The organism is Microcoleus sp. Pol17C6, from assembly GCF_036701145.1.
Taxonomy (GTDB): Bacteria; Cyanobacteriota; Cyanobacteriia; order Cyanobacteriales; family Microcoleaceae; genus Microcoleus.
Genome location: NZ_JAUBQH010000022.1, coordinates 29,802 through 53,625 on the forward strand (window position 1 = coordinate 29,802; position 23,824 = coordinate 53,625).

23 protein-coding genes are annotated in these 23,824 nt (G+C 45.6%); 15 read left to right on the forward strand and 8 right to left on the reverse strand.

Annotated features, from left to right (window positions below; all coding sequences use genetic code 11):
* The first annotated feature begins 216 nt into the window (after nt 1–216).
* Together QUA25_RS13105 and QUA25_RS13110 are read left to right on the forward strand one after the other, a co-directional pair.
* Entirely contained in the window at nt 217–1,134 is a 918-nt protein-coding gene (locus tag QUA25_RS13105) for a phosphatidate cytidylyltransferase (protein WP_333038381.1), read from the forward strand.
* A 6-nt stretch (nt 1,135–1,140) separates the two neighbouring features.
* Nucleotides 1,141–1,287, forward strand: coding sequence for a hypothetical protein (locus QUA25_RS13110; protein WP_333038384.1), 147 nt, complete (start codon nt 1,141–1,143; stop codon nt 1,285–1,287).
* Here the strand turns inward: QUA25_RS13110 and QUA25_RS13115 are convergent.
* Nucleotides 1,284–2,075, reverse strand: coding sequence for a DUF2993 domain-containing protein (locus QUA25_RS13115; protein ID WP_333038387.1), 792 nt, complete (start codon nt 2,073–2,075; stop codon nt 1,284–1,286). The genes QUA25_RS13110 and QUA25_RS13115 overlap by 4 nt on opposite strands.
* 349 nt (nt 2,076–2,424) lie before the next feature.
* A complete protein-coding gene (locus tag QUA25_RS13120; RefSeq protein ID WP_333038389.1) occupies nt 2,425–2,583 on the reverse strand; it encodes a hypothetical protein in 159 nt (52 codons plus the stop codon).
* A gap of 109 nt (nt 2,584–2,692) precedes the next feature.
* Between QUA25_RS13120 and QUA25_RS13125 the strand changes: the two genes are divergently transcribed.
* Together QUA25_RS13125 and QUA25_RS13130 are read left to right on the forward strand one after the other, a co-directional pair.
* Nucleotides 2,693–3,487, forward strand: a complete 795-nt coding sequence (locus QUA25_RS13125; protein WP_333038391.1) for a pseudouridine synthase — start codon at nt 2,693–2,695, stop codon at nt 3,485–3,487.
* On the forward strand, nt 3,484–4,365 hold the full coding sequence (locus tag QUA25_RS13130) for a RodZ domain-containing protein (protein WP_333038392.1): 882 nt from the start codon (nt 3,484–3,486) through the stop codon (nt 4,363–4,365). Before QUA25_RS13125 ends, QUA25_RS13130 begins: the two co-directional genes overlap by 4 nt.
* 378 nt (nt 4,366–4,743) lie before the next feature.
* Here the strand turns inward: QUA25_RS13130 and malQ are convergent, their stop codons facing one another.
* The 4 genes from malQ to QUA25_RS13150 form a co-directional block, all read right to left on the reverse strand.
* A complete protein-coding gene (gene malQ, locus QUA25_RS13135; protein ID WP_333038394.1) occupies nt 4,744–6,252 on the reverse strand; it encodes a 4-alpha-glucanotransferase in 1,509 nt (502 codons plus the stop codon).
* Between the two features lie 463 nt (nt 6,253–6,715).
* Entirely contained in the window at nt 6,716–6,841 is a 126-nt protein-coding gene (locus tag QUA25_RS13140) for a photosystem II protein Y (RefSeq protein ID WP_333038396.1), read from the reverse strand.
* A gap of 175 nt (nt 6,842–7,016) precedes the next feature.
* Nucleotides 7,017–7,775 carry a MinD/ParA family protein gene (locus QUA25_RS13145; RefSeq protein ID WP_333038399.1) on the reverse strand — a complete coding sequence of 253 codons (759 nt, stop codon included), beginning with the start codon at nt 7,773–7,775 and terminating at the stop codon, nt 7,017–7,019.
* A 74-nt stretch (nt 7,776–7,849) separates the two neighbouring features.
* Complete coding sequence (locus QUA25_RS13150) at nt 7,850–9,634, reverse strand: CHASE2 domain-containing protein (RefSeq protein WP_333038402.1); 1,785 nt, start codon at nt 9,632–9,634, stop codon at nt 7,850–7,852.
* 336 nt (nt 9,635–9,970) lie between these two features.
* Between QUA25_RS13150 and QUA25_RS13155 the strand changes: the two genes are divergently transcribed.
* The 6 genes from QUA25_RS13155 to QUA25_RS13180 all read left to right on the forward strand — a co-directional run bounded on the left by QUA25_RS13155 (nt 9,971) and on the right by QUA25_RS13180 (nt 15,108).
* The gene (locus tag QUA25_RS13155) at nt 9,971–10,711 is read left to right on the forward strand and encodes a DUF928 domain-containing protein (protein WP_333038404.1); all 741 of its coding nucleotides are present in this window, start codon (nt 9,971–9,973) and stop codon (nt 10,709–10,711) included.
* 142 nt (nt 10,712–10,853) lie between these two features.
* Nucleotides 10,854–11,588: a DUF928 domain-containing protein gene (locus QUA25_RS13160; RefSeq protein WP_333038406.1), complete on the forward strand. Its 735-nt coding sequence runs from the start codon at nt 10,854–10,856 to the stop codon at nt 11,586–11,588.
* Between the two features lie 245 nt (nt 11,589–11,833).
* Complete coding sequence (locus QUA25_RS13165) at nt 11,834–12,628, forward strand: HAD hydrolase-like protein (RefSeq protein ID WP_333038488.1); 795 nt, start codon at nt 11,834–11,836, stop codon at nt 12,626–12,628.
* 403 nt (nt 12,629–13,031) lie between these two features.
* Nucleotides 13,032–14,249, forward strand: coding sequence for a DNA double-strand break repair nuclease NurA (locus QUA25_RS13170; protein ID WP_333038407.1), 1,218 nt, complete (start codon nt 13,032–13,034; stop codon nt 14,247–14,249).
* A 144-nt stretch (nt 14,250–14,393) separates the two neighbouring features.
* Nucleotides 14,394–14,612: a hypothetical protein gene (locus tag QUA25_RS13175; RefSeq protein WP_333038409.1), complete on the forward strand. Its 219-nt coding sequence runs from the start codon at nt 14,394–14,396 to the stop codon at nt 14,610–14,612.
* 181 nt (nt 14,613–14,793) lie between these two features.
* Complete coding sequence (locus tag QUA25_RS13180) at nt 14,794–15,108, forward strand: hypothetical protein (protein ID WP_333038411.1); 315 nt, start codon at nt 14,794–14,796, stop codon at nt 15,106–15,108.
* Nucleotides 15,109–15,232: 124 nt separating this feature from the next.
* Here the strand turns inward: QUA25_RS13180 and QUA25_RS13185 are convergent, their stop codons facing one another.
* A complete protein-coding gene (locus QUA25_RS13185; protein ID WP_333038413.1) occupies nt 15,233–17,284 on the reverse strand; it encodes an ABC transporter ATP-binding protein in 2,052 nt (683 codons plus the stop codon).
* Between the two features lie 445 nt (nt 17,285–17,729).
* On the opposite strand from QUA25_RS13185, the gene QUA25_RS13190 reads away from it, so the two are divergent.
* A complete protein-coding gene (locus QUA25_RS13190) occupies nt 17,730–18,248 on the forward strand; it encodes a GNAT family N-acetyltransferase (RefSeq protein ID WP_333038415.1) in 519 nt (172 codons plus the stop codon).
* A 73-nt stretch (nt 18,249–18,321) separates the two neighbouring features.
* On the opposite strand, the gene QUA25_RS13195 is transcribed toward QUA25_RS13190, so the two are convergent.
* Nucleotides 18,322–19,656, reverse strand: coding sequence for a tetratricopeptide repeat protein (locus QUA25_RS13195; protein WP_333038416.1), 1,335 nt, complete (start codon nt 19,654–19,656; stop codon nt 18,322–18,324).
* A gap of 21 nt (nt 19,657–19,677) precedes the next feature.
* On the opposite strand from QUA25_RS13195, the gene QUA25_RS13200 reads away from it, so the two are divergent.
* The 4 genes from QUA25_RS13200 to hisC all read left to right on the forward strand — a co-directional run bounded on the left by QUA25_RS13200 (nt 19,678) and on the right by hisC (nt 23,795).
* Nucleotides 19,678–20,958, forward strand: a complete 1,281-nt coding sequence (locus QUA25_RS13200; RefSeq protein WP_333038418.1) for an esterase-like activity of phytase family protein — start codon at nt 19,678–19,680, stop codon at nt 20,956–20,958.
* A 177-nt stretch (nt 20,959–21,135) separates the two neighbouring features.
* Nucleotides 21,136–21,987 (forward strand): alpha/beta hydrolase, encoded by an 852-nt coding sequence (locus QUA25_RS13205; protein WP_333038421.1) that lies wholly within the window; start codon nt 21,136–21,138, stop codon nt 21,985–21,987.
* Nucleotides 21,984–22,697, forward strand: coding sequence for a glycerophosphodiester phosphodiesterase family protein (locus QUA25_RS13210; RefSeq protein ID WP_333038423.1), 714 nt, complete (start codon nt 21,984–21,986; stop codon nt 22,695–22,697). Before QUA25_RS13205 ends, QUA25_RS13210 begins: the two co-directional genes overlap by 4 nt.
* 51 nt (nt 22,698–22,748) lie before the next feature.
* Nucleotides 22,749–23,795, forward strand: a complete 1,047-nt coding sequence (hisC, locus tag QUA25_RS13215; protein WP_333038426.1) for a histidinol-phosphate transaminase — start codon at nt 22,749–22,751, stop codon at nt 23,793–23,795.
* Nucleotides 23,796–23,824 lie beyond the last annotated feature (29 nt).

Here is a 23,824-nt window from a genome sequence, read left to right on the forward strand (position 1 = left end):
TCTTTTTTAAGTTCACTTAACCTTCATACTTAAGAATAGGGGCCACCATCGCTGGATTGACCGCCTGACTTGAGATATTGGATGACCGATGGGGATGGGGGTTAGTTGTGCAAGGGATCAACTCGTGCTCTAGAAAAATCCAAAATCTCAAATCCAAAATCCAACATCCAAAATCCAACATCGAATGATCCGCCGTCTGCAAGAGAAATTCATTTTATGCCTTGGTCTCGTATCCTGAGTGGAATAGTTGCGATCGCCCTTGCTTTGGGAATGATTATTATGGGCGGATGGTACTTCACCGTCGGCTTTGGAGTCATCGTCTACCTAGGCCAATTGGAATATTTTCAATTAGCCAGGGCTAAAGGTATTGCACCCGCTGCCAAAACTACCTTAGCCGTCAGTCAAGGGCTATTAATTACTGCCGCCCTAGCACCGGAACTCGTAGATGCCATGTTCCCCTTAGCGGGAACCTTAATCTGTTTCTACCTGTTATTCCAACCTAAATTATCGACGATCGCCGATATTGCCTCCTCAGTTTTAGGATTGTTCTACGGCGGTTATTTGCCCAGCTATTGGGTACGGCTGCGAGTCGGCCTCGACCCAGGCAATCTTGCTACAACCCAACTTTCGCAAGCAGTAGCAAGCAATTTGCCGATTAACATTTACCCGTCCCCGTCTTGGACAAATTCCAGCCACATATCTTTAGGATTGACTTCGCTGCTGCTGGCTTTCTTCTGCATCTGGGCCGCTGACATTGGGGCTTATTTTGTCGGCAAATTCTTCGGGCGCACTAGCCTATCCCACATCAGCCCTAAAAAAACCGTTGAAGGTGCCGTGTTTGGAGTTTGCGGCAGCATCGCCGTGGCAGCCGCTGGGTCTTGGTATTTACACTGGCCGGGGTGGCCGTATACTGGGGCTGCTTTTGGCTTGTTGATTGGGGTTGCTAGCCTGTTGGGAGATTTAACTGAGTCGATGATGAAGCGAGACGCCGGCGTTAAGGATTCGGGGCAGTTGATCCCCGGTCACGGCGGCATTCTCGATCGCACGGACAGTTATGTTTTTACCGCGCCCTTAGTCTACTATTTTGTGACTTTACTGTTGCCTGCGATCGACTCTTTTTTAATTAATCGGTAATTGGGCATGGGGAATTGGGCATGGGGAATTGGGCATGGGGAATTGGGCATGGGGAATTGGGAATTCGGTATATATTCCCAGGCTTTGCCGAGGACGCAGGTTAAAGTCAACTGTCAACTGTCAACTGTCAACTGTCAACTGTTAATTAACTAAGGCAAAACTCTAATTCCTCCCCGACAAACAATCTCCCCCGGACTCAAGATCAACTCTTCTATCTCAACTTCCGGCCCAAAATCAATTTTAAAACCATTGAAATCACTGCTCTTTAATTCTCCATCTATTTCGATTTCTGGTGATTCAAACATCAATTCGCGACCGCTGGCTATCCGCAAACCCGTCCGCAATACAAAAGGAATTTGCCTACCGCCAGCGCGCAAAATTGCAGCCGAAAGCGTCAACAAACCCGCCTCAATTATAATCTGCGAATTTTGCAACTTCAGCGACTTTTCCCTATCTGCCAGTGGCAGCATTGGCAGCAAAAATTCGCTCAAAGCATCAGCAAGCAAAGGCGCTTTCAGTGACGCATTCAAATCCGCTTGGCTGAGCCTCAAAACCCCTGTCACGGGAACGGATTCCAGGAGGCGCAGCGGTTGGCCTTTGAGAGCTTGACCGAGGTTGATGCGAATCCCACAGCCCTCTATGGCAACTTCTGTTAGGTGTAGTCCTTTATACACAGCACCGCGAGCTGCAGCCGTGACTTTGGGGATCGCACCGCTGAAGATTTGTCGATCGCTCCCCTCAATTTTCACCTTCAACTCGTCCACCTGCTGAACTTGCGATCGCAGCCACAACTGCACCGCCGGAGACAGCACCGCGCTCGCGATCCGGCTGCCTTGACTCGGCGAAGGTTTCCCCGGTTCCTCGCCCAGATTAACAGTCCCACCAGACCCAGCAGCCCCATCTCTATTGTCAAATTGAAGAGAGTTTCGATCGACAGTCATAAACAATTTCAGAAGATAAACCTTAATATTCAAGCACAGAAATTTAACTAGAACTTGCACATCCGGCCTCAAAAACCCGGTTTATGCACAGATATACCGCTGTCAACCTCTGATTTTCCTTAGAAACCGGGTTGATGTACACAAGTCCGATTAACTGCAAAACCAAGCAGAAATCTGGCATCAGCAAGGCCAGAAGCAGAAAAATTCTCACCTTTCCCCCCTTGGGATATTGGGGTAGTTCACGAGTTGTGCGATCCCGATGAAAAATTCGCGATCGAGCGTATAAATTTAACCAGCAGTACGGGATTTATGGTAGTGTTGGTTTATGGTCGGGTCAGACCCACACCTTTCAAACCAGCCGCAAACCAACGGTGCAAACCTGTGCCTGCCGCGAGTCTTTTCCTCGTAGTTTTTGCACAGCATTCAGGGTAATGCCATCAGGACAATCTGCACCGGGCACAAGGACAATCTTTGCCACGCCGGGCGTCCTGTAATAATTGGTCAGCATTATAATTTATTCCCAATCAGGAATTGAGCATTGCTAGTACGGTTAATCAATTAACCGTGTCGTGTTTCCTCCCCACCGTTCGCTCGTTGGGGATTTCCACACTCCCGTCATGTCTGATGAAAGGCTGCAAAAAATCCTCGCCCAGTGGGGCATTGCCTCTCGCCGTCTTGCAGAACAGATGATTGTAGCTGGACGAGTCCGAGTTAATGGCAATATTGTTCGCTTAGGAGAAAAAGCGAATCCCGATCGCGATCTTATCCAAGTCGATGGAGTCCCGGTGAAACCAACGGATCGACCCGCAAAGGTCTATCTGTTGCTCAACAAACCGGCAGGCGTAGTTTCTACTTGCAGCGATCCCAGGGCCCGATCGAAAGTTCTCGACTTGCTGCCACCCCAACTGCGCTCCGGTCAAGGCATCCACCCCGTAGGACGCTTAGATGCAGATTCCACCGGCGCCCTCTTACTTACCAATGATGGTAAGCTGACATTTTGTTTGACCCATCCGCGTCACTCGATCGCCAAAACTTATCAGGTTTGGGTGAGTGGCGATCCCCCGGAACCCATACTGGAAGCGTGGCGTCAGGGCATCATCTTGTCCGGCAGAAAAACTTTGCCCGCGAAAATTAAAGTTCTAGAACGCGCGCAAGACCAAACTCTGTTAGAAGTCATTCTATCAGAAGGCAGAAACCGACAGATTCGGCGAACAGCCGAGCTCTTGGGATATCCCGTGGTGCGCCTGCACCGCACAGCCATTGGCCCGATTCAATTGCAGCGGCCTGGTTCGCCAATATTGCCACCAGGCTGCTGCCGACCCCTAGAAGATGCGGAAATTATTTATTTATGGAATCTAGTCAACCTAACATCAATAAGCGTGCCAGTAAATTCCCAGGAGCACAGCATATGACAAAGAATTTATTGTTTTTATTCTTCAAAACAACTAAGCAGAAACTGCACTCCCAAGAGCCAGAAACAGCTCAGAAGAAGCTAGCGGAAATTGGAAATCAACTCCGTCAGTACCGCGAACAGCAGTCGATTTGTTTGGACAAAGTAGCCGTGGTAACAATGATTCGGCGGAATCTGCTACAAGCAATCGAGGACGGTCAACTCGACCAACTTCCCGAACCAGTCTACACTCAGGGTTTGATCAAGCGCTACGCTGAAGCCATGGGTTTGGACGGAAATCAGTTTGCCGAATTTTTCCCGATCGAACCGGCGCCCCGATCGAGAACCAAGCTATCTTGGCAAGATGGGCCTCAGTTGCGGCCGATGCACCTCTACCTCTTTTACACATTTCTAATTATCTGTTCGGTCAATGTCTTATCTCAGTTGATGAGCGGTTCTGTTACCGCAAAAAACGGTGCGGGAGCCGAAGAACAAGCGCTTGGGCAGCAAGAACAAGCTCGTTTAGCTGCTGAGGCATCGAGTTCCTCACAAAATCAGAAACCGGATAGTTACGAGGCTGTCGAAGCAGTAAGAACCGGTCAAAATTTAAATAAATCTGGCAATAAACCAGTAATGGTTAGCGTCACTTTTAAAGCCGAATCGTGGATGCAGGTTGAAGTCGATGGTAAAACAGAGTTTGAGGGAACTTTGCCGACCGGGACTGTTCGCACCTGGGGGGCTCAAAAGCAATTAGTAGTGGTAGCAGGTAACGCCGGCGGGGTAATGGTTGCTGTTAATAACGGACAAGCCGAACAACTAGGAGATCCTGGAGTCGCCAAAGAAGTTGTTTTTAAAGCCAACGAACTCAATCCTTCAGTACCACCCAAGAATGAAGGTTGAGTGTTAATTGGTAATTGTTAATTGGTAATAGGTAATAGGGGGCAGTCCACAGATTTTAATTAGAATGTCCGTCTTGATGCCCTCATTACCAATTACCAAATACCCATTCTATCAAACCCGGTTGCATCGGAATAGTCAACCGTCAACAATTCCCGATGGTGCAACCGGAATTGATCTAATTAATCTGCGTTAATCTCTGTTTATCTGCCTGTATCTGCGGTTAAAAACAGAGAATGTATTAACCGCCCCGGACAAGGGATTGACGCTGATTCACGCAGATATAGAGTAGAGAGATAGGAATGATTCCGATGCTAACAGATTTGATATTACCCCTTAACAATTACCAATTGCCCACTACCAACTACCCCTTACCGAAGCTCAATGTTTATTAGGAGCGCGCCCGGAGATGTAAGTCATAGTTTTGAGCCGATCGCGCACTTCCCAATTCAAAGCTTCGGGTCGATACCGCCATCCCCAATTTCCCTCTGGTTTCCCCGGAAAATTCATCCGCGCGTCAGTACCTAAACCCAACAAATCTTGAAACGGCACAATTGCCATATTAGCAATAGAAATCCAGCCCATGCGGATTAAAGACCAGTGAATTCCTTGGGGATCGATGCAGCCCAAATAACGCAAAACCTCATCTCTTTCGTAGTCTTGCAGTTGATTGAACCAGCCGACAGTCGTGTCGTTGTCATGGGTGCCGGTGTAGACTACCGAGTTGCGATCGTAATTGAAAGGCAAAAAAGGATCGCCAGGGCCCGCGCCAAAAGCAAACTGCAAAATCTTCATTCCTGGAAACTCGTATCGATCGCGCAAAGCTTCCACTTCTGGAGTAATTACCCCTAAATCTTCTGCGATAATCGGCAAGTTGCCAAACTTCTCGTTAATTAGATCCAACAAAGCTGTTCCCGGCGCTTTAATCCACTCTCCCTCGATCGCAGTTTCCTGTCCGCGCTTCACCGCCCAGTAAGCTTCAAATCCTCGAAAGTGATCGATCCGAGTCACGTCTACATAAGAGAAAATCGCTTCAAAACGCTGCACCCACCACTCGAAATTAGTTGCTTGCAACTTCTCCCAATTGTATACCGGGTTGCCCCACAATTGACCTGTATTGCTGAAGTAATCAGGGGGAACTCCCGCCATTAAAGCTGGTTCTCCGCTGGCTTCATCCAAGCAAAATATTTCTGGATGAGACCATACATCCGCGCTGTCGTGAGCTACATAAATCGGAATATCGCCAATAATTTTAATGTCCCGCATATTAGCATAGCGTTTCAACTCCGTCCACTGGCGAAAAAACTCAAACTGGACGTATTTGTAGTAATAAATCTCCGCATTTAGCTGCTGACGCCACTTCTCTACCGACTCTGGTTCTCGACGGGCAATTTCTGGTTCCCAATTGTTCCAGCTAACACCGCCAAAGTGATCTTTTAGTGCCATAAATAAGGCGTAATCTTCCAGCCAATTCTCTTTGCTTTTGCAAAAACCTGAGAATTCTTTTTGCTGGATCGGGGATGCTTTGGCTTTGAAGTTTTCGCAAGCTTTTTTAAGCAAAGGCACTTTCAGGGCGATCGCTCGCTCGAAGTCTACATAATCCAGCGGAAATTCTGGCAAATTAGCGAAGTCTTCATCTGCGAGCAATTGCTGATCCCGCAGCAGTTCTGGGTTAATTAGCAGCGGATTTCCCGCCATTGCTGAATAGCACGAATAAGGAGAATTGCCGTATCCTGTGGGGCCCAGCGGCAATACCTGCCAGTATTGCTGGTCGCTCTCTACTAAAAAGTCAATAAAACGATATGCTTCTATTCCCATGTCCCCAATGCCAAATCGACTGGGAAAGGATGTGGGGTGGAGTAGCATGCCGCTTGATCGGGGAAAAAGCATAATCTATCTAAAGATATAGGAATTCAACATTGACAATTTGACCTATCTTCCCTACCAGTTAAACTTCGTAGTTTTTATGGCGATTGTTAGGGCAAATACTTTTGTGATTGTCTCATATTTTCTGCGATAACGTGGTTACAAAATATTTTTATAACACTCTACTCATAAATCCTGAGTAGAGTTCAAAACATCAAAATCCGAACTTACACGATCGCCCTGCTTTCACCGCTAGGTTTTTTTACCCAGGCTCGTTTGCTGCAACAAAGTATTTTGCTTGAGCGTACCTGGTTTCTGCTTAACCTTTAAATTTAACTTTTCTTGGGTTTTGATCCCATCTCTCTGCAGTCGTAAATTGCTCACCAAGAATCAGCCATCACTTAAGCTGAGCCAATGCACAAAATAGCCGGCTGTTTTGTATCTCAAAAAACAGCCGGCTGCGAAATTACTGGTGATAATGCTTAGTTCATGCTTGCTTGTTCAACAATTTCTGCACTTGTTTGAGAGCTATAGCACCGACGTTGTAAGCAGCCCAGCCGCCCGCCAACAATACGGGCATCAATACTATTAGTATGCGGAAGTCAAATTCCATGAGTTCTCCTCCTAAAGTTTTTTAACAAATTCTCATAATCTATTTGTATCTCATTTTGTCGCCATTCTCATGACTCTTTAACCAAATATTCGGGATACGCAGGAGGACATCGCTCCGCAAGAATTGAGAGCCAAAGCGAAACTGCTGGGCGGGCGATCGGCATTCGCTGCACCAATTATCCCACAATCTGTTTCGCAATCCCTTCGACAACCTTAGTTAGAGGGTCGTTAGGGAAATGCAGCGCAAACACTCCCTTGCTGGCAAGCAGCATCATCTTGTCGCTGTGGGGCAGTACCCCTGCCACTGGGATGTTGTAGATACTCTCTACTTGCTGCTTCAAATCCTCGAAATCCAGGGATTCTGGGGCTTTGTTAATCGTCATCAAAATCTTGGGAACTTCTAATTTGCGGGCCACATCTACCGTGACAGCCGTTCCCTGAAAATCTTGCTGATCCGGACGCAGAATCAGCAGCAGGATGTCGGAAATGGTGATGCTGAGGAGGGTTTCTTCGTTGAGCCCCGGGTGCGTGTCTATAAATAGGTAGTCTAAGTTCAAAACCTCGATCAGTTCTTGAAAGCCGTCGGTAAGCAGTCCCACATCGTAGCCTTCGCGCAAAACTCGCGCTATCTCCCCTGCTTTAATGCTCGAAGGAATCAGGTAGAGGTTGCCGTTACTGGCTAATTTTGGCAGCAGCGAACTCACATTGTAGGCCGTATCTGCGATCGGACATCGACCCCACAGGTAATCGTTCAGGCAGCGATCCATGTTGCTCTCGCTGAAACCGAAGAGCACGTGAATCCCCGGTGATTGAATGTCTGTGTCCACAATGGCGACCCGATTTCCGCCGCGAGCGATAATAGATGCCAGGTTTGCTGTCGTGTTCGATTTGCCAGTTCCGCCCCGGTAAGAGTGGACAGAGATGATTTTGGACATGATCTACGTATTAGGGTAAGAAACGGCGAGAACCAATTATGATGCAATTCTCGATGATGCAGTCGAGTTGTCTGTCATTCTTCCTTGCCCCCCACATCCTCCTTATCTGTTAAACTATCAATTTTTTCATCTTTTATCATCTTTTGGGCGCCCCTGCGCTGCCGCATCTGTTTGGCTTTGGTTTGCAAATCGCTGAACTCGTCATGTTGAGTTTCGGCTGAACTAGCACCGCTGCCGGCATTGATCGCACCCGTTTGATAGCCACTTTCCGATTCAGTCACGGCGGCGCGCTGCTTCTGCTGTTTGTCTTTTTCCTGCAACTGAGCTAGGTATTCGTCTGTTTGACTTTCGACCTTGGGAAGCTCTGGGGTACTTGCAATTATTTCTTGGGCTTCGGAAGGTGGTTTTTCAGAGGTTTCTTGTTTGCTAATCCTCAGTTTATCTTTCTTTTGCTGCAATTCTTTAAAGAAATCAGATTCGGTGATTTCGGCGACTTGCTGTTCTTTTTTGGCTTGGTCTATTTCGATTTTAAAGACTTGTTTTACTCGATCACTAATTGCTTTCCCGTATCCGGCTTTATTAAATCTCTCTGCTGAGACAATGCTACCGCCAGTTAAGATTAATGCTAACGCTGGCGCTGCCACAGGCACCCACCCTCCCAACAGAAAAATCCCAAAGCCGATCGCGCAACACCCGGACAGCATTGCTCCGAATGTCACCGTCAACTTCGCTGGGTGAGCCATCCGCGATGCCAAGGTTCCTCCGACAATTGACCATCCCGAAATCCACAAGATTTCTGCCCATTCCGACCAAAACCATAGCATCGGTCTGTTGTCTAAAACTGCACTCAAAATTTGGCTGACTACTTGTGCGTGGGCCACGATACCAGGCATGAATTGGTTGCTTTGTTGTCGCCCACTGTAAGGAGTATAAAAGAAATCTTTAACGGTTTCTGTGGTGTAACCGATGAGCACTATTTTATCTTTAACTAACTTCGGGTCAACTTTCCCTTCTAAAAGATCCGTAATTCTGACTTGGTTGGCAACTTGCCGCCTGGAACGATAGTTAATTAATATTTGATATCCCCTGACATCGGTATTTGTGTATCCTCCGTCATTGCTTGCTAGTTGTTTTAATTTGGTTTTTCCCAGCCATAAAGATTGATCTGGTGCAAGTTGGGGAGAAATTTTTTGCCCTTGCAGGTAGCGGAGTGCTAGCTGGAGGTTGAAGGAATATAAAACTTGAGAGTCGTCATTGCAAAGATGTTTTTGGGCCGAGGAATTGCCCTTAATTGTCGGGGGTTTCATAAATAATAAAGCCCTACGGAGTATGCCACCCGGATCGACTCCGAAATCTGCAAATCCCACCCGGTTTTCTGGCAGCCCCGGCGCAGGCGGAGAACCGGGATTATCCGGGCTGCCGTCGGTGACTAAACATACCCCGATAATGCGATCGCTTTTTTGTAAAAGTTTAGTTAATTCCTCGCGCCCGTCTCCTAAAGGTACGTCTCGCAGTACATCTAAACCGATGACTGCCGGCTGCATTTTGTCAAGTTTTTGTAAGATTTCAGCTATTTTGCGATCGGATATTGGCCACTGATTCAGTTTCTGAATGTCTGCTTCGGTAATCCCCACAACTAGCAAACGCGAGTCTGGCTGTTCCTCGGGACGCCACCTCACCATTTGGTCGTAAGCGCTTAATTCTAATGGTTCGAGTATTCCTAGGTGTCTGGCCCCCATCAATGATAATGTTACTGCTGCGCTGGCAATTAATACAGACTTAGCCAATGCTAGTGATGGTTTATACATTTGACTCAATTGAGCCACTGCCGATCGAATTTTGTTAGATATTTTACTCATTATCCCAGCATAAAAGTTTGACTCGTTTCTGGAACAGCAGTTGTTTCACATTTCCCGCCTGCTGGAGACTTCCTCCATCTTAGAACACTCGGAAACTCCGACCACTTTGTTACAAAAATTTACAGTACGTGGCGACCAACTGTATCCAATGATACTTGCGGTTGAGGAAACCTGATTTTTCCGACAGAGAATCCCCTTGCCGCTCGAATTAATTAATGTTATTGATGATATGTCAAGGTATAAATTGTGTATCTGCACCCTCGACTAGCAGCTCAAAAATATTTGTCGCCATCAGCGAATGCCTGTGTTTGCAATTATAGTGAAAGGTACAACCAAATGAAACGTTTTCTACATCGGGCTACACTTGCGGTCGCCGTATCTGCGATAGCAGCTACCGTACCCAGTTCACTTGCACCGATGCGCGCACAATCCCAGCCGCTTCTGCTGAGTCAAAATGTTAATTTCAAGCCTCCCGACGTAACAGCCCCCGCCAACCGACAAGGAGGAACACATCGCGGCAACAAGCTTTGTCCAGCGGGTTTATCTATTACTCCTTTAGTACCTCCAACTAATATCGGTTTAACCCTAACAGAGTCTCCCACAATTTTTGTCTATGTTCCTCAAACCTCGGCAAAAATAGAGTTTACTGTCCTCAACGACAAGGAAGAGGAAGTGGTCTACGAAAAAACATTTAAACTAGACAAATCTGGGATTGTTGGAGTTACCATTCCTGCTACCGTGGACAACAACAAATCCCTTGAAGTTGGCAAGCGATACGTGTGGTCATTTTCGCTAGTTTGCGACCCCGAAGACCGAGCTGCGGATTTAGTTGTTAAAGGGTTCGTGCAGCGAATTGAACCGCAGGCAACTCTCAAGAGCGAGTTGGCAAATCCCGACCCGATGACTAGGCTCAATGTTTATGCTCAAAATGGGATTTGGTACGAAACACTCGCTACTTTAGCCCAAATGCGGCGCCAGACACCGGGGGATGTGAAGCTGACAGCCAAGTGGACGCAATTACTGCAGTCCCAAGGACTGGAATCAGTTGCAGCTCAACCACTGGTTGCGCCGCTTTAAATCTCGCTATTTCTGAAAATTTTGTCGGTCGGCCGATGGCGATGTGAAAATTGACCCATTTACTCGATCGCGCCCGGGGCTAAAACTCCGGGTTAACATTTAGAGATGCGCTCTATAAATATTTCTACAAGTTGGTGGAAAAATGAAACGTTTTATACATTTTACTGCACTGGTGATGACTGTATTGGCGATCGCCGTTACTCTCCCCAGTTTGCTGACACCGATGCAGGCTGTGCCTGCACCCATTCTGCTGAGTCAGAATGTTAATTTCAAACCTCCCGATGTAACAGCCCCCGACAACCGGCAAGGGGGGACGCATCGAGGCTGTAAGTTACGGGATGGTTTATTCATTACTCCCTTAATACCTGAAAGCAATATTGGTTTAACGCTAACAGAGTCGCCAACATTTTTTGTATATGTATCTCAACCGGCGGCTCAAGTAGAGTTTATTTTGCTAAACGAAGATGAATCCGAAGTAGTTTACGAAACTACTTTAAAAAATGACAAAGCCGGAATTATTGGAGTTAGCCTTTCTGAGAAAGACCAGACAAAAAATATTGAGGTTGGTAAGCGATATGTGTGGTCGTTTGCACTAGCCTGCGATCCGCTGGAGCGTTCGGGAGATTATATTGTTAAAGGATGGATGCAGCGAATTGAACCCCAGGCCAATCTCAAGAACGATTTGGCAAATCCCGACCCTATGGCTAAGGTGATTGCTTATGCTAAAAATGGGATTTGGTACGAGACTGTTGCTACTCTAGCCGAAATGCGGCGCCTCGCACCCGATGATTCCCGGCTGACGACCGAGTGGACGCAATTGTTGCAGTCCCAAGGACTAGAATCGATTGCCGCTCAACCGCTAGTTCAGTCTTTTTAATAACCACTCTTCACCAATCATTGCTGAGTGTTTGCATAGTCAATTCTTCAATTCTTCAATCCAGTGACCGAAAGCAGCCAGGGTACAAGCCCCCGTCTTTATCCTGGCACAACCAAAAAATAATATCCGATAACCAGTCCCCGGATTCATAAGTAATATCGCTTTCTTCAATTCTCAAATTGTTCAATTGTTCAATTCTTCAATCCCAAATCCCAAATCTAAAATCTAAAATCTAAAATCGATTGATGGCTAATAACTTTCCGACAATTCTAGCTCTTGATTTTGACGGTGTGATTTGTGACGGACTAATCGAATATTTCCAAACAGCTTGGCGTACCTACTGTCAAATCTGGAAACCAGTCGAAACAGTACCCGATCCAAATTTAGCTTTGAGTTTTTACCGAGTGCGGCCCGCCATTGAAAGTGGTTGGGAAATGCCACTGCTTATCCGCGCACTACTGACAGGAATTTCGCCAGAGCAAATTTTGCGAGATTGGCCCAATATAGTACCGTATTTGTTGACCGAAAATAATTTAAAAGCGCAGTCTGTCGGCGCTATGTTAGACGGCTTGCGCGATAATTGGATTGCTGAGGATTTAGCTGGGTGGCTGTCTTTGCACCGCTTTTATCCTGGGGTAGCCGATCGCTTGCACTCGTTGCAGGAGAGTTCGGTGAAACTGGCGATCGTCACTACAAAGGAAGGTCGTTTTGTGCGAGAACTTTTGCAGCTAGCAGGCGTACAAATGCCGTCAGAGTTGATTTTTGGTAAGGAATACAACAAGCCGAAACACCAAATTTTGCGGGAATTTTTAGCCGCGTCTGGCAAAGATTCGACTATTTGGTTTGTGGAAGACAGGTTAAAAACTTTGCTGTCGGTGAAGCAGCAGCCGGATTTATCTCAGGTGAGGTTATTTTTGGCTGATTGGGGTTACAATACTTTGGCAGAACGGGAATCTGTGGCTCAAAATCCACCAGTTCAATTGCTTTCTCTGTCGCAGTTTGCCGGAGATTTTGCAGATTGGCGGCCGATCGACTATTGATGTTAGATTTGTTTACAGGTAGGATTTTTTTTCGCTTTTCAGAGTCAAAAAAATCACAAAATTTTACATCTTTTTTGTTGACTTTTGCGGCATAGACATGGTATTTTAATATAATGGGATGGTGACAAAAATAATATTTTTGTCACCATCCCATTATAAAACAAATATAACAAAAATCCATCAAAAAAGCAAGGTTATCGAAAAAAAAATGTTTTTTTTATAGACTATTGGAAGTAATCTTAACCTCCAAAACCGGGTTTTTTACTATTTCTGTGGGCCGGGACGAAGTATTTTAATGGGTCAAACCGCGTGTATGACAAAAAACAAAGCTTCACCAAAAAATTGACAAGTATTTTGATAATTTCTCAGCTTGAAAGCTTTCTAATATTGAGACTTAAAACCAATGCTCGATTTAACTAAAGCAGCCAAGGCAATGCAGGGAATGAGCCAACATTTGAATGTGGAAGCTCACGCGGCTCGCCAACGTTTGGAAGTGGCTCAGAATTTGCTGATAAAGGCTGCAACGGAACAGGAAAAATTGGTGGAATTGCAAGAGAATTGGCGCGATCGCACTTTATTCAATGCTGCCACGCCGATCGAGCCATTGTCCGATCGTACCTACATCACCGCACCCCCCGCCGCCCACACAGTCTTTGCCACAGACGGCTCGCAAATTTCCCCCAACCATCACGAAATAGCCTACTGTTACCTGCTAAACGTCGGCACAGTCATGCTGCACTACGGGCAAAGCCGCCACCCAGTTTTAGACAGCGTACCCGAAGTTTTCTACAAACCCGAAGACTTGTACGGTTCGCGGCAGTGGGGAATTAGAACCGAAGAATGGATGGGATACCGGCGAGCAGTTTCCGAAGCAATTGCCTTAGCAGAAATGGGCTGCAATTGGGCAAAAGTTAACGACAATAAATTGCCCGCACCAGCTTTAGCAATGGTAGACGGTTCCCTGATTTATTGGTTTTTGGAACAGTTACCCACCGATGCGCGCGATCAAATTTTGCTGCCAATTTTAGAAGCTTGGGACAAGTTGCGTTTAGCAGGAATCCCGCTGTTAGGATACTTAAGCGCTTCTCGCAGCAGCGAAAGCTTATCTTTTTTGCGGTTTGAAGCTTGCACTCACGAAGTACCAGACTGCATGACAAATTGCCCGAACGTCGGATTTGCCGCCACAATTTCTTTCGCGGAAAAAGCACCTTGTCAAGAATTTGAACCTTTGCGAGATGCCATATTGTGGGCAACAATCCTCTCACCGGGACAAAGAAGCCCTTTGTGGAAATCTCAAGCTCGAATTTTAGATTTGTACGGTCTTAATTCCGTCTATTTCTGTTACGTTCACGTTGGCACAGAAATTGCTAGAATAGAAGTGCCGGAATGGGTAGCACAAGATACAGCACAGCTAGATTTAGCATTAGGAATGATGCTCGCTCAAGTACACAAAGGCGGCGGGTATCCGGTGACGCTAGCAGAAGCTCATAATCAAGCGGTAGTCACGGGGGGCGATCGAAGTCGCTTTTTCGCTTTGTTAGAGCAGCAAATGATTAAAGCCGGCTTAAAAAATGTCGGAATTTCTTATAAGGAAACACGGAAGCGCGGCAGTATTGCTTAAAGTAATAAGTAGAGTAGTCTTGGACGCAGAAACCGGGTTTTTACCGAAATACTGCATTTGAACCTTTAACATAGATAAAAAACCCGGTTTATTTGGTATTGCTGCGTAAGGTATGTAGAGTTTAAATAGAGTTAAAAATGTTATATGCCAATAGAAATAATTATTTTAATTGCTTCGTTACTTGTATCTTGGCTAGTCTTTAATTGGGCGTTTAAAGTGTTGAAAGCCAGCATCGGCACCGCGATTGGTTTAGCAGCAATTGTGCTGACGATGCAGTTATTATTTGGCATCGGGCCCAACCAGTTGTTTCAACATATAATTAACCTGCCGGAAACCCTGGGGAAAATGATTTCAGGCAAGTGAATCAATTTTAGATTTTCGATTTTAGATTTTAGATTGGAGGACAAATCTAGTTGAATGTATGCCAAGGTCTGCTGTGGTGGCACAGATGCCTGTCGCTCAAATAAGTGTCACTCAAAAATGCGACTGGTCGATCGCTCGCTCCGATCGCCACAATAGAGCTAACGTATCGACATAAAAGCAAATGAATACAGCTTTATTAATTGCTTGGGCGATCGCCGGATGGTGCGGAACCATTCCAAGGGGGCCCTGGTGGCGGTTTCCTCCTCCCCCTCCTCCTCCCGATCCGTTCCGAGAAATTGCCTTCCGAGTCTCTGGCCTAGCGGGTGGGATTGCTGGAGGCTTTCTCTACAGCAGCGCTTTCCCTATGCAATCGCTGGATGCAGTCAATGTGGGGGTGACAGCATTTGGGGCCTTCCTGAGTGGGATGCTGGCATCTGACGTGGTGGGATTGGCAATGGGGCTGGGCGATCGGAATCCTCAGCTTAACGTGAAGTGAATCGCAGATAAAAAGTGCAAACAAAGGTTGAATAGAAAACTTGACGGGGTTCTTACCCCGTCAAGTCCTGTATCTCGGTATTCCGAAAATTTTCCCTCTTCCCTCTTCGTTCTTCCTTCAGATATTAACTTCCCAGCATTTGCAGCTTGTACAAACTGGCATATAAACCTTCTTGCTGCAACAATTCTTCGTGGCTGCCAGACTCTATTAACTGCCCGCGTTTGAGCACTAAAATGCGATCGACATTTCGGATAGTCGAGAGCCTGTGGGCAATAATTATCGCCGTTCTTTCCGCCATTAAACGCTCTAGAGCTTCTTGAATTAAAGCTTCCGTCCCCACATCCAAACTAGCAGTTGCCTCGTCGAGCACTAAAATACTGGGATTGCGAATAGCCGCGCGAGCAAACGCTAATAATTGCTTTTGGCCCCCCGAAAGATTGGTTCCCCGTTCCCGCAATTGCGTATCATAACCTTGAGGCAACTGTTCGATTAAACGGGCAACATTTGTCTTTTCTGCTGCTGCTTGAATTTCCTCAATCGAGTAACTTTCTCCCAAGCTGATATTGCTCTTCACGTCACCAGCAAATAGAAAGCCATCTTGGATAATCACGCCTATGTGTCTGCGTAACTCTGCTTGAGGCAAATCCCGAATATCGACATGATTAACCAGAATCCGTCCTCGCGTTGGCTCGTAAAGGCGGCACAGGAGACGGATAATCGAACTTTTGCCCGCACCCGTGGGGCCAACTAATGCTACTTTTTCGCCGGATTTGATGGTGAAATTGAGGTTTTGCAGGACATATTCGTCTTGTTTGTAAGCAAACCACACGTTGTCAAATTGGATTTCTCCAGATTCAGAATTCTGCGATTTGGCATTTTCACCCCCCCGAAGCTTGGGGGGGGTGGCGGGGGGAGATTGGGGATTGTTAGCCAATAAACGATATTCTGAACTTGCTAGATTTTGATGATTATCTGCCAATCCTCGATCGAACGGAGACAAGTTGTAAGCAGTGGCCTCTGGATGTCCAGTTATCAACAACGGTGAATAACCTGCCCTTCTTCGTTCTTCCCTCTTCCCTCTTCCTTCTTCGTTCTTCCCTCTTCCCTCTTCCTTCTTGCCGCTAGTGGGATCTTTAATTTCGATCGGTTCGTTAAGAATATCGCTAATCCGTTCTACGGCGGTAAATCCTGCTTGAATTGCAGTGAATTTCTCTGCAAATTGCCGCAGCGGATCGAAGAGACGCTGAGCAAATAAAATGAATGCAGAGAGAGTACCGAAGTTAAGATTACCGGCTAAAACCCTTTGACCGCCCATCCACAAAACGGCTGCGATCGCTACTAAAGCAATCCATTCTAATGTCGCAGATACGGCTGAGTCGTAAAATATAGTTTTGTCAACGGCTTTAATGTAGCGTTTATTTGTGACGCGAAACAATTCTGAGTTGAATCTTTCGCGGCGGAATAGCTGCACTACACCAATACCAGTCAGATTTTCTTGCAGTTGGGCGTTGAGATCTGAAAGTTCTTCTCTGGTATTGTAATTTGCTATGCGATATTGGTACTGGAAATAAATTATGACTGCCGTAATTGGTATCATCATCAGCACCAACATTAAAGCTAGTTGCCACTGCATGGTAAACATGAAAATGGCAATTACTAAAATGGAAAATAAATCGCTGACAATGCCGATCGCCCCAGAAGAGAAAACCTCTCCCAAAGCTTCCACATCGCTGGTGAGGCGAGTCATCAATTTACCGACAGGAGTGCGATCGAAAAATCTCACTGCTAGCGATGTGACGTGGGCGAACAAATCATTTCTAATATCTGTAGTAATTATTTGGCCTACTTTCGTGACTAAATAGCCTTGAACTGATTGCAGTGCTAATCTAAGTGTGATAGTTAGCATCAGCAAAATAGCCAAAATATTCAAGGCAGCAGATAAAGACAATCCCCGCAAGAATTCGTAGGTAGGTTCCGAGCGAATTACGGAAATTGCCTGTCCGATGAGAATCGGTTGAATTGCTCCTGAGACTGCTAGCGGTACTAATAGTGCGATCGAAATAATCAACAAGCGTTTGCTGCGGGTTGCGTAAGATGCCAACCTCATGAATAACCGCCAGTCTGTTTCCTGGCCGGATTTATTTTTGGTATCTGCTACTGGTGAGGAAGTTGTCATCCGATTTTAGATTTTAGATTTTAGATTTTAGATTGCAGAAGCTATTATGCTGCTAAATCCGGCGCCTTTTTCTGAGGATATCGAGCTTTTTTTCGCTGCGTGGCTTGTAGGGCGGGCGGGCGAGATCAGTTCGCTCAGCTTAGAGCAAAAAAGCTGTACAATATATCCAACTAATAATTGTAGCAAATAGAGTCAGTCAAATTAGGAAATATTCTACATAGCCAGCAAATTCTCCAACCATACAGCCCTCAGTCACCCATATTTATTACAATTGCGGATACCCGCTACTTGCCACTTTATGCCTTTAGACATAGAGTTTACTACTGGTTTTAGTTACTGTGTCAAATGCTGGGTTTTCAAAATGCAGTGAACTGCATTGAAGAGATTGATTCTACATTTCACCGTCGTCTTAATGAAAGTGTATTAGACTTTGTACTGATAAATTATGCACGAAATAGAGACAGCCCGATTGTATCTGAGACAATTTACGCCTGAAGACTTAGATGAGCTGTACCGTATTTACAGTGATGCAGAAGTAATGAAATTCTTGAGAGGAGTTAAAACTAGAGAAGAAACACAAATCGCCATTCATACCATGCTCAAATGTTGGGCAGAAAACAACTTCGGAATGTGGGCTTTAGTACATAAAATAGACCGTAAATTGATCGGTCGCTGCGGACTGGCTTTTCTGGACAAAACACCGGAAGTTGAGGTGGGCTATGCGATCGACAAAGTTTATTGGAATCAAGGATTGGTTACAGAAGCATCTTTGGCTAGTCTCAACTATGGATTTCAAATATTAAATTTGGACAGAATAGTTGCGATCGCCCGACCCGAAAATATCGCCTCCCAGCGGGTGATACAGAAAGTTGGCATGAAATATGAAAAAAATGCTCGTTATTACGAAACTGATGTACTATATTACTCTATCTCGCGAGAAACCTACGAGTCAAAAGTAGTTTAGTAGGGTGTGCAATGCACACCTTACTGCATTTAAATTACTCACATTGCAAATTGTCATTATTGCCTGCTGACAATTACGAAGTTCTTTGCAATTGCTTGTTAACTTTTTGAATTTTCTTAGCAAAATACTCTTGTCTGTGTCCCAATTTTTTAGCCACGTCCAACCCTTTTTGATAGGATTCCAAAGCTTTATCGTAAGCCTTCATCTCTTGATAAACTTGACCGATATTGTCATAAGTGTTCATCAATCCGTAGAAATTGTAAGCCCGCTCTTCTAACAGCAACTGCATTTGATAAATCCGCAAAGTCGAGTCCCACTGCTTTTGCGCTCGGTAAAGCAATGCTAATTTATCTAAAGCTTCGCTAGCTTGGCCATACTGTTGAATGGGAACGGCTAAATTGTAGGCTTCCTGATAGTATTGAGCTGCTAAATTGATTTGACCTATGGTTTGGTAATCACTGGCGATCGCAATTTTGAGCGGTGGTATGGCGCTGGGATTTTGCAGGTTGACATACACTGATGCTAGTTTTTCCCTGGCTGCGATCGCCTTTAGGGGTTGTTTCGACTGCTGGTAAACGTAGGCCAACTGTCTCAGGGTATCTACCTCAGTTGGAGGAGTTACAGGCTGCGGCGGCGCGCCGTTTCCCGCAACTACAGCAGAATTTGGCACAGCAGAATTAGCAGCAAATAAAGCGCGGTTTTCCTGAATTAAAGTTGCCAATTCCTCATACACGGGAGCAGCTTTATCGTAACTCAACCAATTGATGTGAATTAGCCCGATCGCCTTCAAAATCTGACCTTGAGCCAATATATCTTCGTTTTGGCGCGCATTTTCGAGAATTTGTTGGTAAACTTCTACAGTCGGGCCTTTAGCGCGCACCTGCTGAAAAGCCGCAGCGAAGGCGGGGAGCAACTCAGTATTAAGTGGTACTTGGGATTTGACTTCTTTTTGAATTGCTTGCAACCGTTTGGTAATAAGCTGTAGTTCCAGGTTTTTACCGTTACTCCAAGCAACACTTCCCACCCGACTCAAAGCAGCAATTTCCGCCGCCGGGCCCAGATACCTCCGCAGCCGCAATTCTCGGAACCAAATTTCAAAAGCACCCGCGCCGTCTCCAGCTTGCAGTTTAGTCGCTGCTTCTAAGTTTAACTCTTCCAAAGCCGCTGTCAGTTCGTCCCGCTGAGTGCTGCTCAAAGATTCAGTGGCGGGAGTTAGGGGATCGGGTGTGGTAATTTCTAGAGGATTAGGAGAAAATTGATCGAGGGCTGGTGGATTAGTTTGGGCGCTAGCAATAGAACCAGCACACAGCCACAGGAAAAGCAAGCACCCAATTGGTACAGAACTTCTCATTCTCAAAATTTGGTTGCCGCGATTCGGCATTCCTTCTCGAAACATCAAGTTTTGCATATCTACAAAACGGTATAAATTATGTCACAAAGATGGCACAAAAGCAAACTGTTCAACAAGAGCAACAAAATAAAAATTACCGTGCTGAGCAATTATGGGTATTTAAAGACGCTGGGCGATCCTCTTCGAGGGCTTCGCCAACGTATTTTACGCTTATTTAGTCTAGCCCTAATTCTTTTAACTGTTTGCACAGCTTGCGCCCCACCTCCCGCAGTTGCAAAAGACCGCTCTTTTCCAGAAATGTCCCTAGAATTTTTGGGCGAGTACGAATTGCCAAAAATGAATTTTGAAGGAGTACCAGTCGGCGGTTTGTCAGGAATTACCTACGACCCCAAAGGTATTAGCGCAGTCACTTATAAAGCTTATCGCTTTTACGCTCTTTCCGACGACCCCAGCGAAAACGGAGAAGCCAGATTTTACAGTCTCAGACTCGACCTCACATCAAGTGACCCCGGCAATATTCGCCTGCAAAAAGTTACCGTTGAAGGCGTTACATCCCTCAAAAAAGCAGACGGTGAAACCTTCTCTTGGGGTTCCATCAATCCCGAAGGCATCGCCCTTTCTCCCCGCAATTCAGTATTTGTCGCCAGCGAAGGCGTGACTCATGTTGGCATCCCTCCTTTTCTCGGTGAATTTGACCTCAAAACAGGGCAAATGCGGGGAAATTTGCCGATACCCAAGCGCTATATTCCCGATGCCAGCGATGAAAAACAGCAGCAAGGAGTGGTGGACAATTTAGGTTTTGAATCTTTAACCATCGACCCAGAAACCTTTAGTCCGGGCGGTCTAGATCCGTTTCGTTTGTTTGCAGCTACGGAAGCGCCGTTAATGCAAGATTTAGACCCGGAACAGGAAAATAAACTCCGTCTTTTACATTATGTCATCGTCGATAAAACGCCGCAATTAGTATCGGAAAATCTTTACAAGTTAGACCAAGTTCCCATGACAGTTTTGAACGGTTTAACAGAATTAGTAACTGTAGGTGGCGGTCAGATTCTGAGTTTAGAACGTTCTTTTGGGCTGTCGGGATACGGCGCTAGGATTTATCAAGTAGCGGTTGGGGCGGCTACAGATACTTCGAGAATCCAGAGTTTTAAAGGGCGAGTGGCAGTCGAACCTGTTAAGAAAAAGTTGTTGCTAGACTTAAGCGAACTCGGGATTCCCCTGTACAATTTAGAAGGGATGACCCTCGGCCCGCGCTTGCCAGATGGCAGCCAGAGTCTAGTTTTGGTCAGCGATGACAATTTTGATGAAGCGCAGAAAACTCAGTTTATCTTGTTGAGTTTGAAGGGCAAAGGTTAAGTTAGAAGGGCGGGCTAGAAGCCCACCCCACCCCACAAGAAGATTTATTCTTTGTGAAACAGGGATATTGCCTGTTTATGAAAACAGTAGAAGAAAATTAACTCTTTGTGGAACAGGCATCTTGCCTGTTCATAAAAAAGTTAAATCAAATTTCTCCAACTATAAAACCCCCTAATCATGCCAAGTCGTAACACTTTGCACCTGCCAGGAATGGAACTTTCATACCTAGAATGGAAGCCAGAAACAGGTAAAAAAGTTCCGCGTTTGCTGTTGTTACACGGTTTAGCAGATAGTTCGTGTGTCTGGAATAGCTTGGGCAATTATTTCTCCAACCGGTATCATATTGTAGCGCCAGATATGCGCGGTCACGGAGAGAGTAGCAAACCGAAAACAGACTATACTTTTGAAAGTGCGATCGCAGATTTAGAAGCTTTGATGGCACATCTCAACTGGTCTGACGCACACATTTTAGGACATTCTTGGACGGGAAAACTAGCAGCGATTTGGGCGAGGCAAAATCCCGATCGCTTTTGCAGTATGATTTTAATAGACCCGATCTTCATCACCAAACTGCCCGCCGCGATGAAACTCACCCTGCCAATTGTTTACCGAAAATTAGACTGTCTAAAATGTGTGGGCCCGTTTGCGACTTTAGCCCAAGCAGAAGCAGCAGCAAAACAATCGGGAGAATACGCAGATTGGAGTGACGTGCAGCAAATGGTATTCCAACACCAAATCGAACAAAAATCCGACGGAACTTGGGGAAGTAAATTTGCGATTGCAGCCAGAAATCAGATATTTGCAGAAGTGATGAAAGTTGCGGGTTTAACTGAAAATATTGAGATACCGACTTTGTTTGTACAGCCGGAAAAAGGCGTAAATCGCATGGCTTGGCAAATGCAGCCATACAAGAGATACTTGAAAAATCTTACCGTTGCAAAAGTACCTGGGAATCACTGGTCTTTTTTGACTCAACCGGAAACTTTTAATCAAACTGTGGCAGATTTTTTAGAGGGCACAAGACAGTGAATTTAGAAATTATCGCACATCGGGGATTTTCGGCGATCGCCCCCGAGAACACTTTAGCAGCTTTTGAACTGGCGATCGCCCATGGAGCTCATTCGATCGAATTTGACATCCAGCTATCCGCCGACAACGTACCAGTGATTTTTCACGACGCAACATTAGATAGAATCACTGGAGTTTCTGGCAAAGTTAGGGAAACAACCCTGTCTGAGTTGCAGACATTTAATGCAGGAAAATGGTTTAGCGATGAATTTTCACAAGAAAAAATTCCTACTTTAAAAGAATCATTAACCATACTCAAAAATGTTGGCAAATTTCTTTATTTTGATGTCAAACCTCACTGCGAGTGGTCTGACGCCGATGTCGCGGATTTTGTCAATACTTTGAAGGGCGAAGAAATCCAACACAAATGCGTTATTACCTCCTTTAACGCTGGATTTCTCGAACAAGTGCGGCGGCTATCTGGTGATTTGGCGATCGGACACATTGTTGCTAATCTAGAAGCGTACAAAACTCAATTAGCTCAAGCTGTGACGCATCAGGATAATTTGATTAGCAGCCAGTATCGCGTTTTGCTGGAAAACCCCGCACTAATTCAAGAAAGCCGGAGTCAGAGAGTTGACATTGTGGCCTGGACGGTGGACGATCGAGCGGATATGCAAAAGTTAATTAATTTGGGTATAACGCGGATAGTCACTAATTGTTTGATATGACTTTTTAACCGCAGATGAAGGCAGATAAACGCAGATAAACACAGATAATAGATGAATTACTTTCGCAAAAGCATCCACGAAATGTCTGGCTATGTGCCGGGGGAACAGCCACCGCTAGGCACAAAAGTTATTAAACTAAATTCTAATGAAAATCCCTATCCGCCTTCTCCCAAAGCCTTAAAAGTGCTTCAGGAAATAGACGGAGAAATGCTGCGGCGCTATCCTGATCCAACTGGCAAAAGTTTCCGTATTGCTGCTAGTCAAGTTTTGGGAGTTGCTGACGATTGGATTGTTGTAGGTAACGGCAGCGACGATTTATTAAACTTGATAGTTCGCGCTGTGGGCGAATCAGGGAAACAGATTGTTTGTCCCGCGCCAACCTATGTATTGTACCGCACTTTGGCAGAAATTCAAGATGCAGAATTTGTCGAAGTTCCTTATCCCGACGACTACAAGTTACCAGTCGATTTGCTAATAGCAGCCCAGGGTGCAGTGACATTTATAGCTTCGCCAAACAGTCCATCGGGAACAGCCGTATCTATTGCAGATTTGGAGAAACTGGCTAAAGAGTTATCTGGCATTCTTGTGATCGACGAAGCTTATGTAGATTTCGCCGAAGAAAATGCTTTGCATTTGACAAAAAAGTACAGTAATGTTATAATTTTGAGGACTCTTTCAAAAGGTTATTCCCTAGCAGGATTGAGGCTGGGTTTTGGCATAGCAAATCCGGCGCTGCTGGCAGAATTAAATAAAATCAAAGACAGCTATAATGTGGATGCTTTAGCCTATGCAGTGGGCGCGGCTGCGATCGCAGATCAAGACCACAAAATAGCCAACGCCGAAAAGATTAAGGCTTCCAGAGCAAAACTAGCCGTTAGCTTCCAGGAATTAGGCTTTGACGTTTGGCCCTCGCAAACCAACTTTTTGTTAGTGCGGCCACCAAACGGCGATGCAGAAAGAATTTATCAAACACTCAAAGTACGGGGAATATTGATTCGATACTTCAATCAGCCGCGATTAGAAGACAAATTGCGGATTAGTTTAGGTACGGAGGAACAGAATCAACTATTACTTAAAATTTTGAAAGAAATTCTCTAAATAACGATCGCACTAAAATTAGTTGCTAG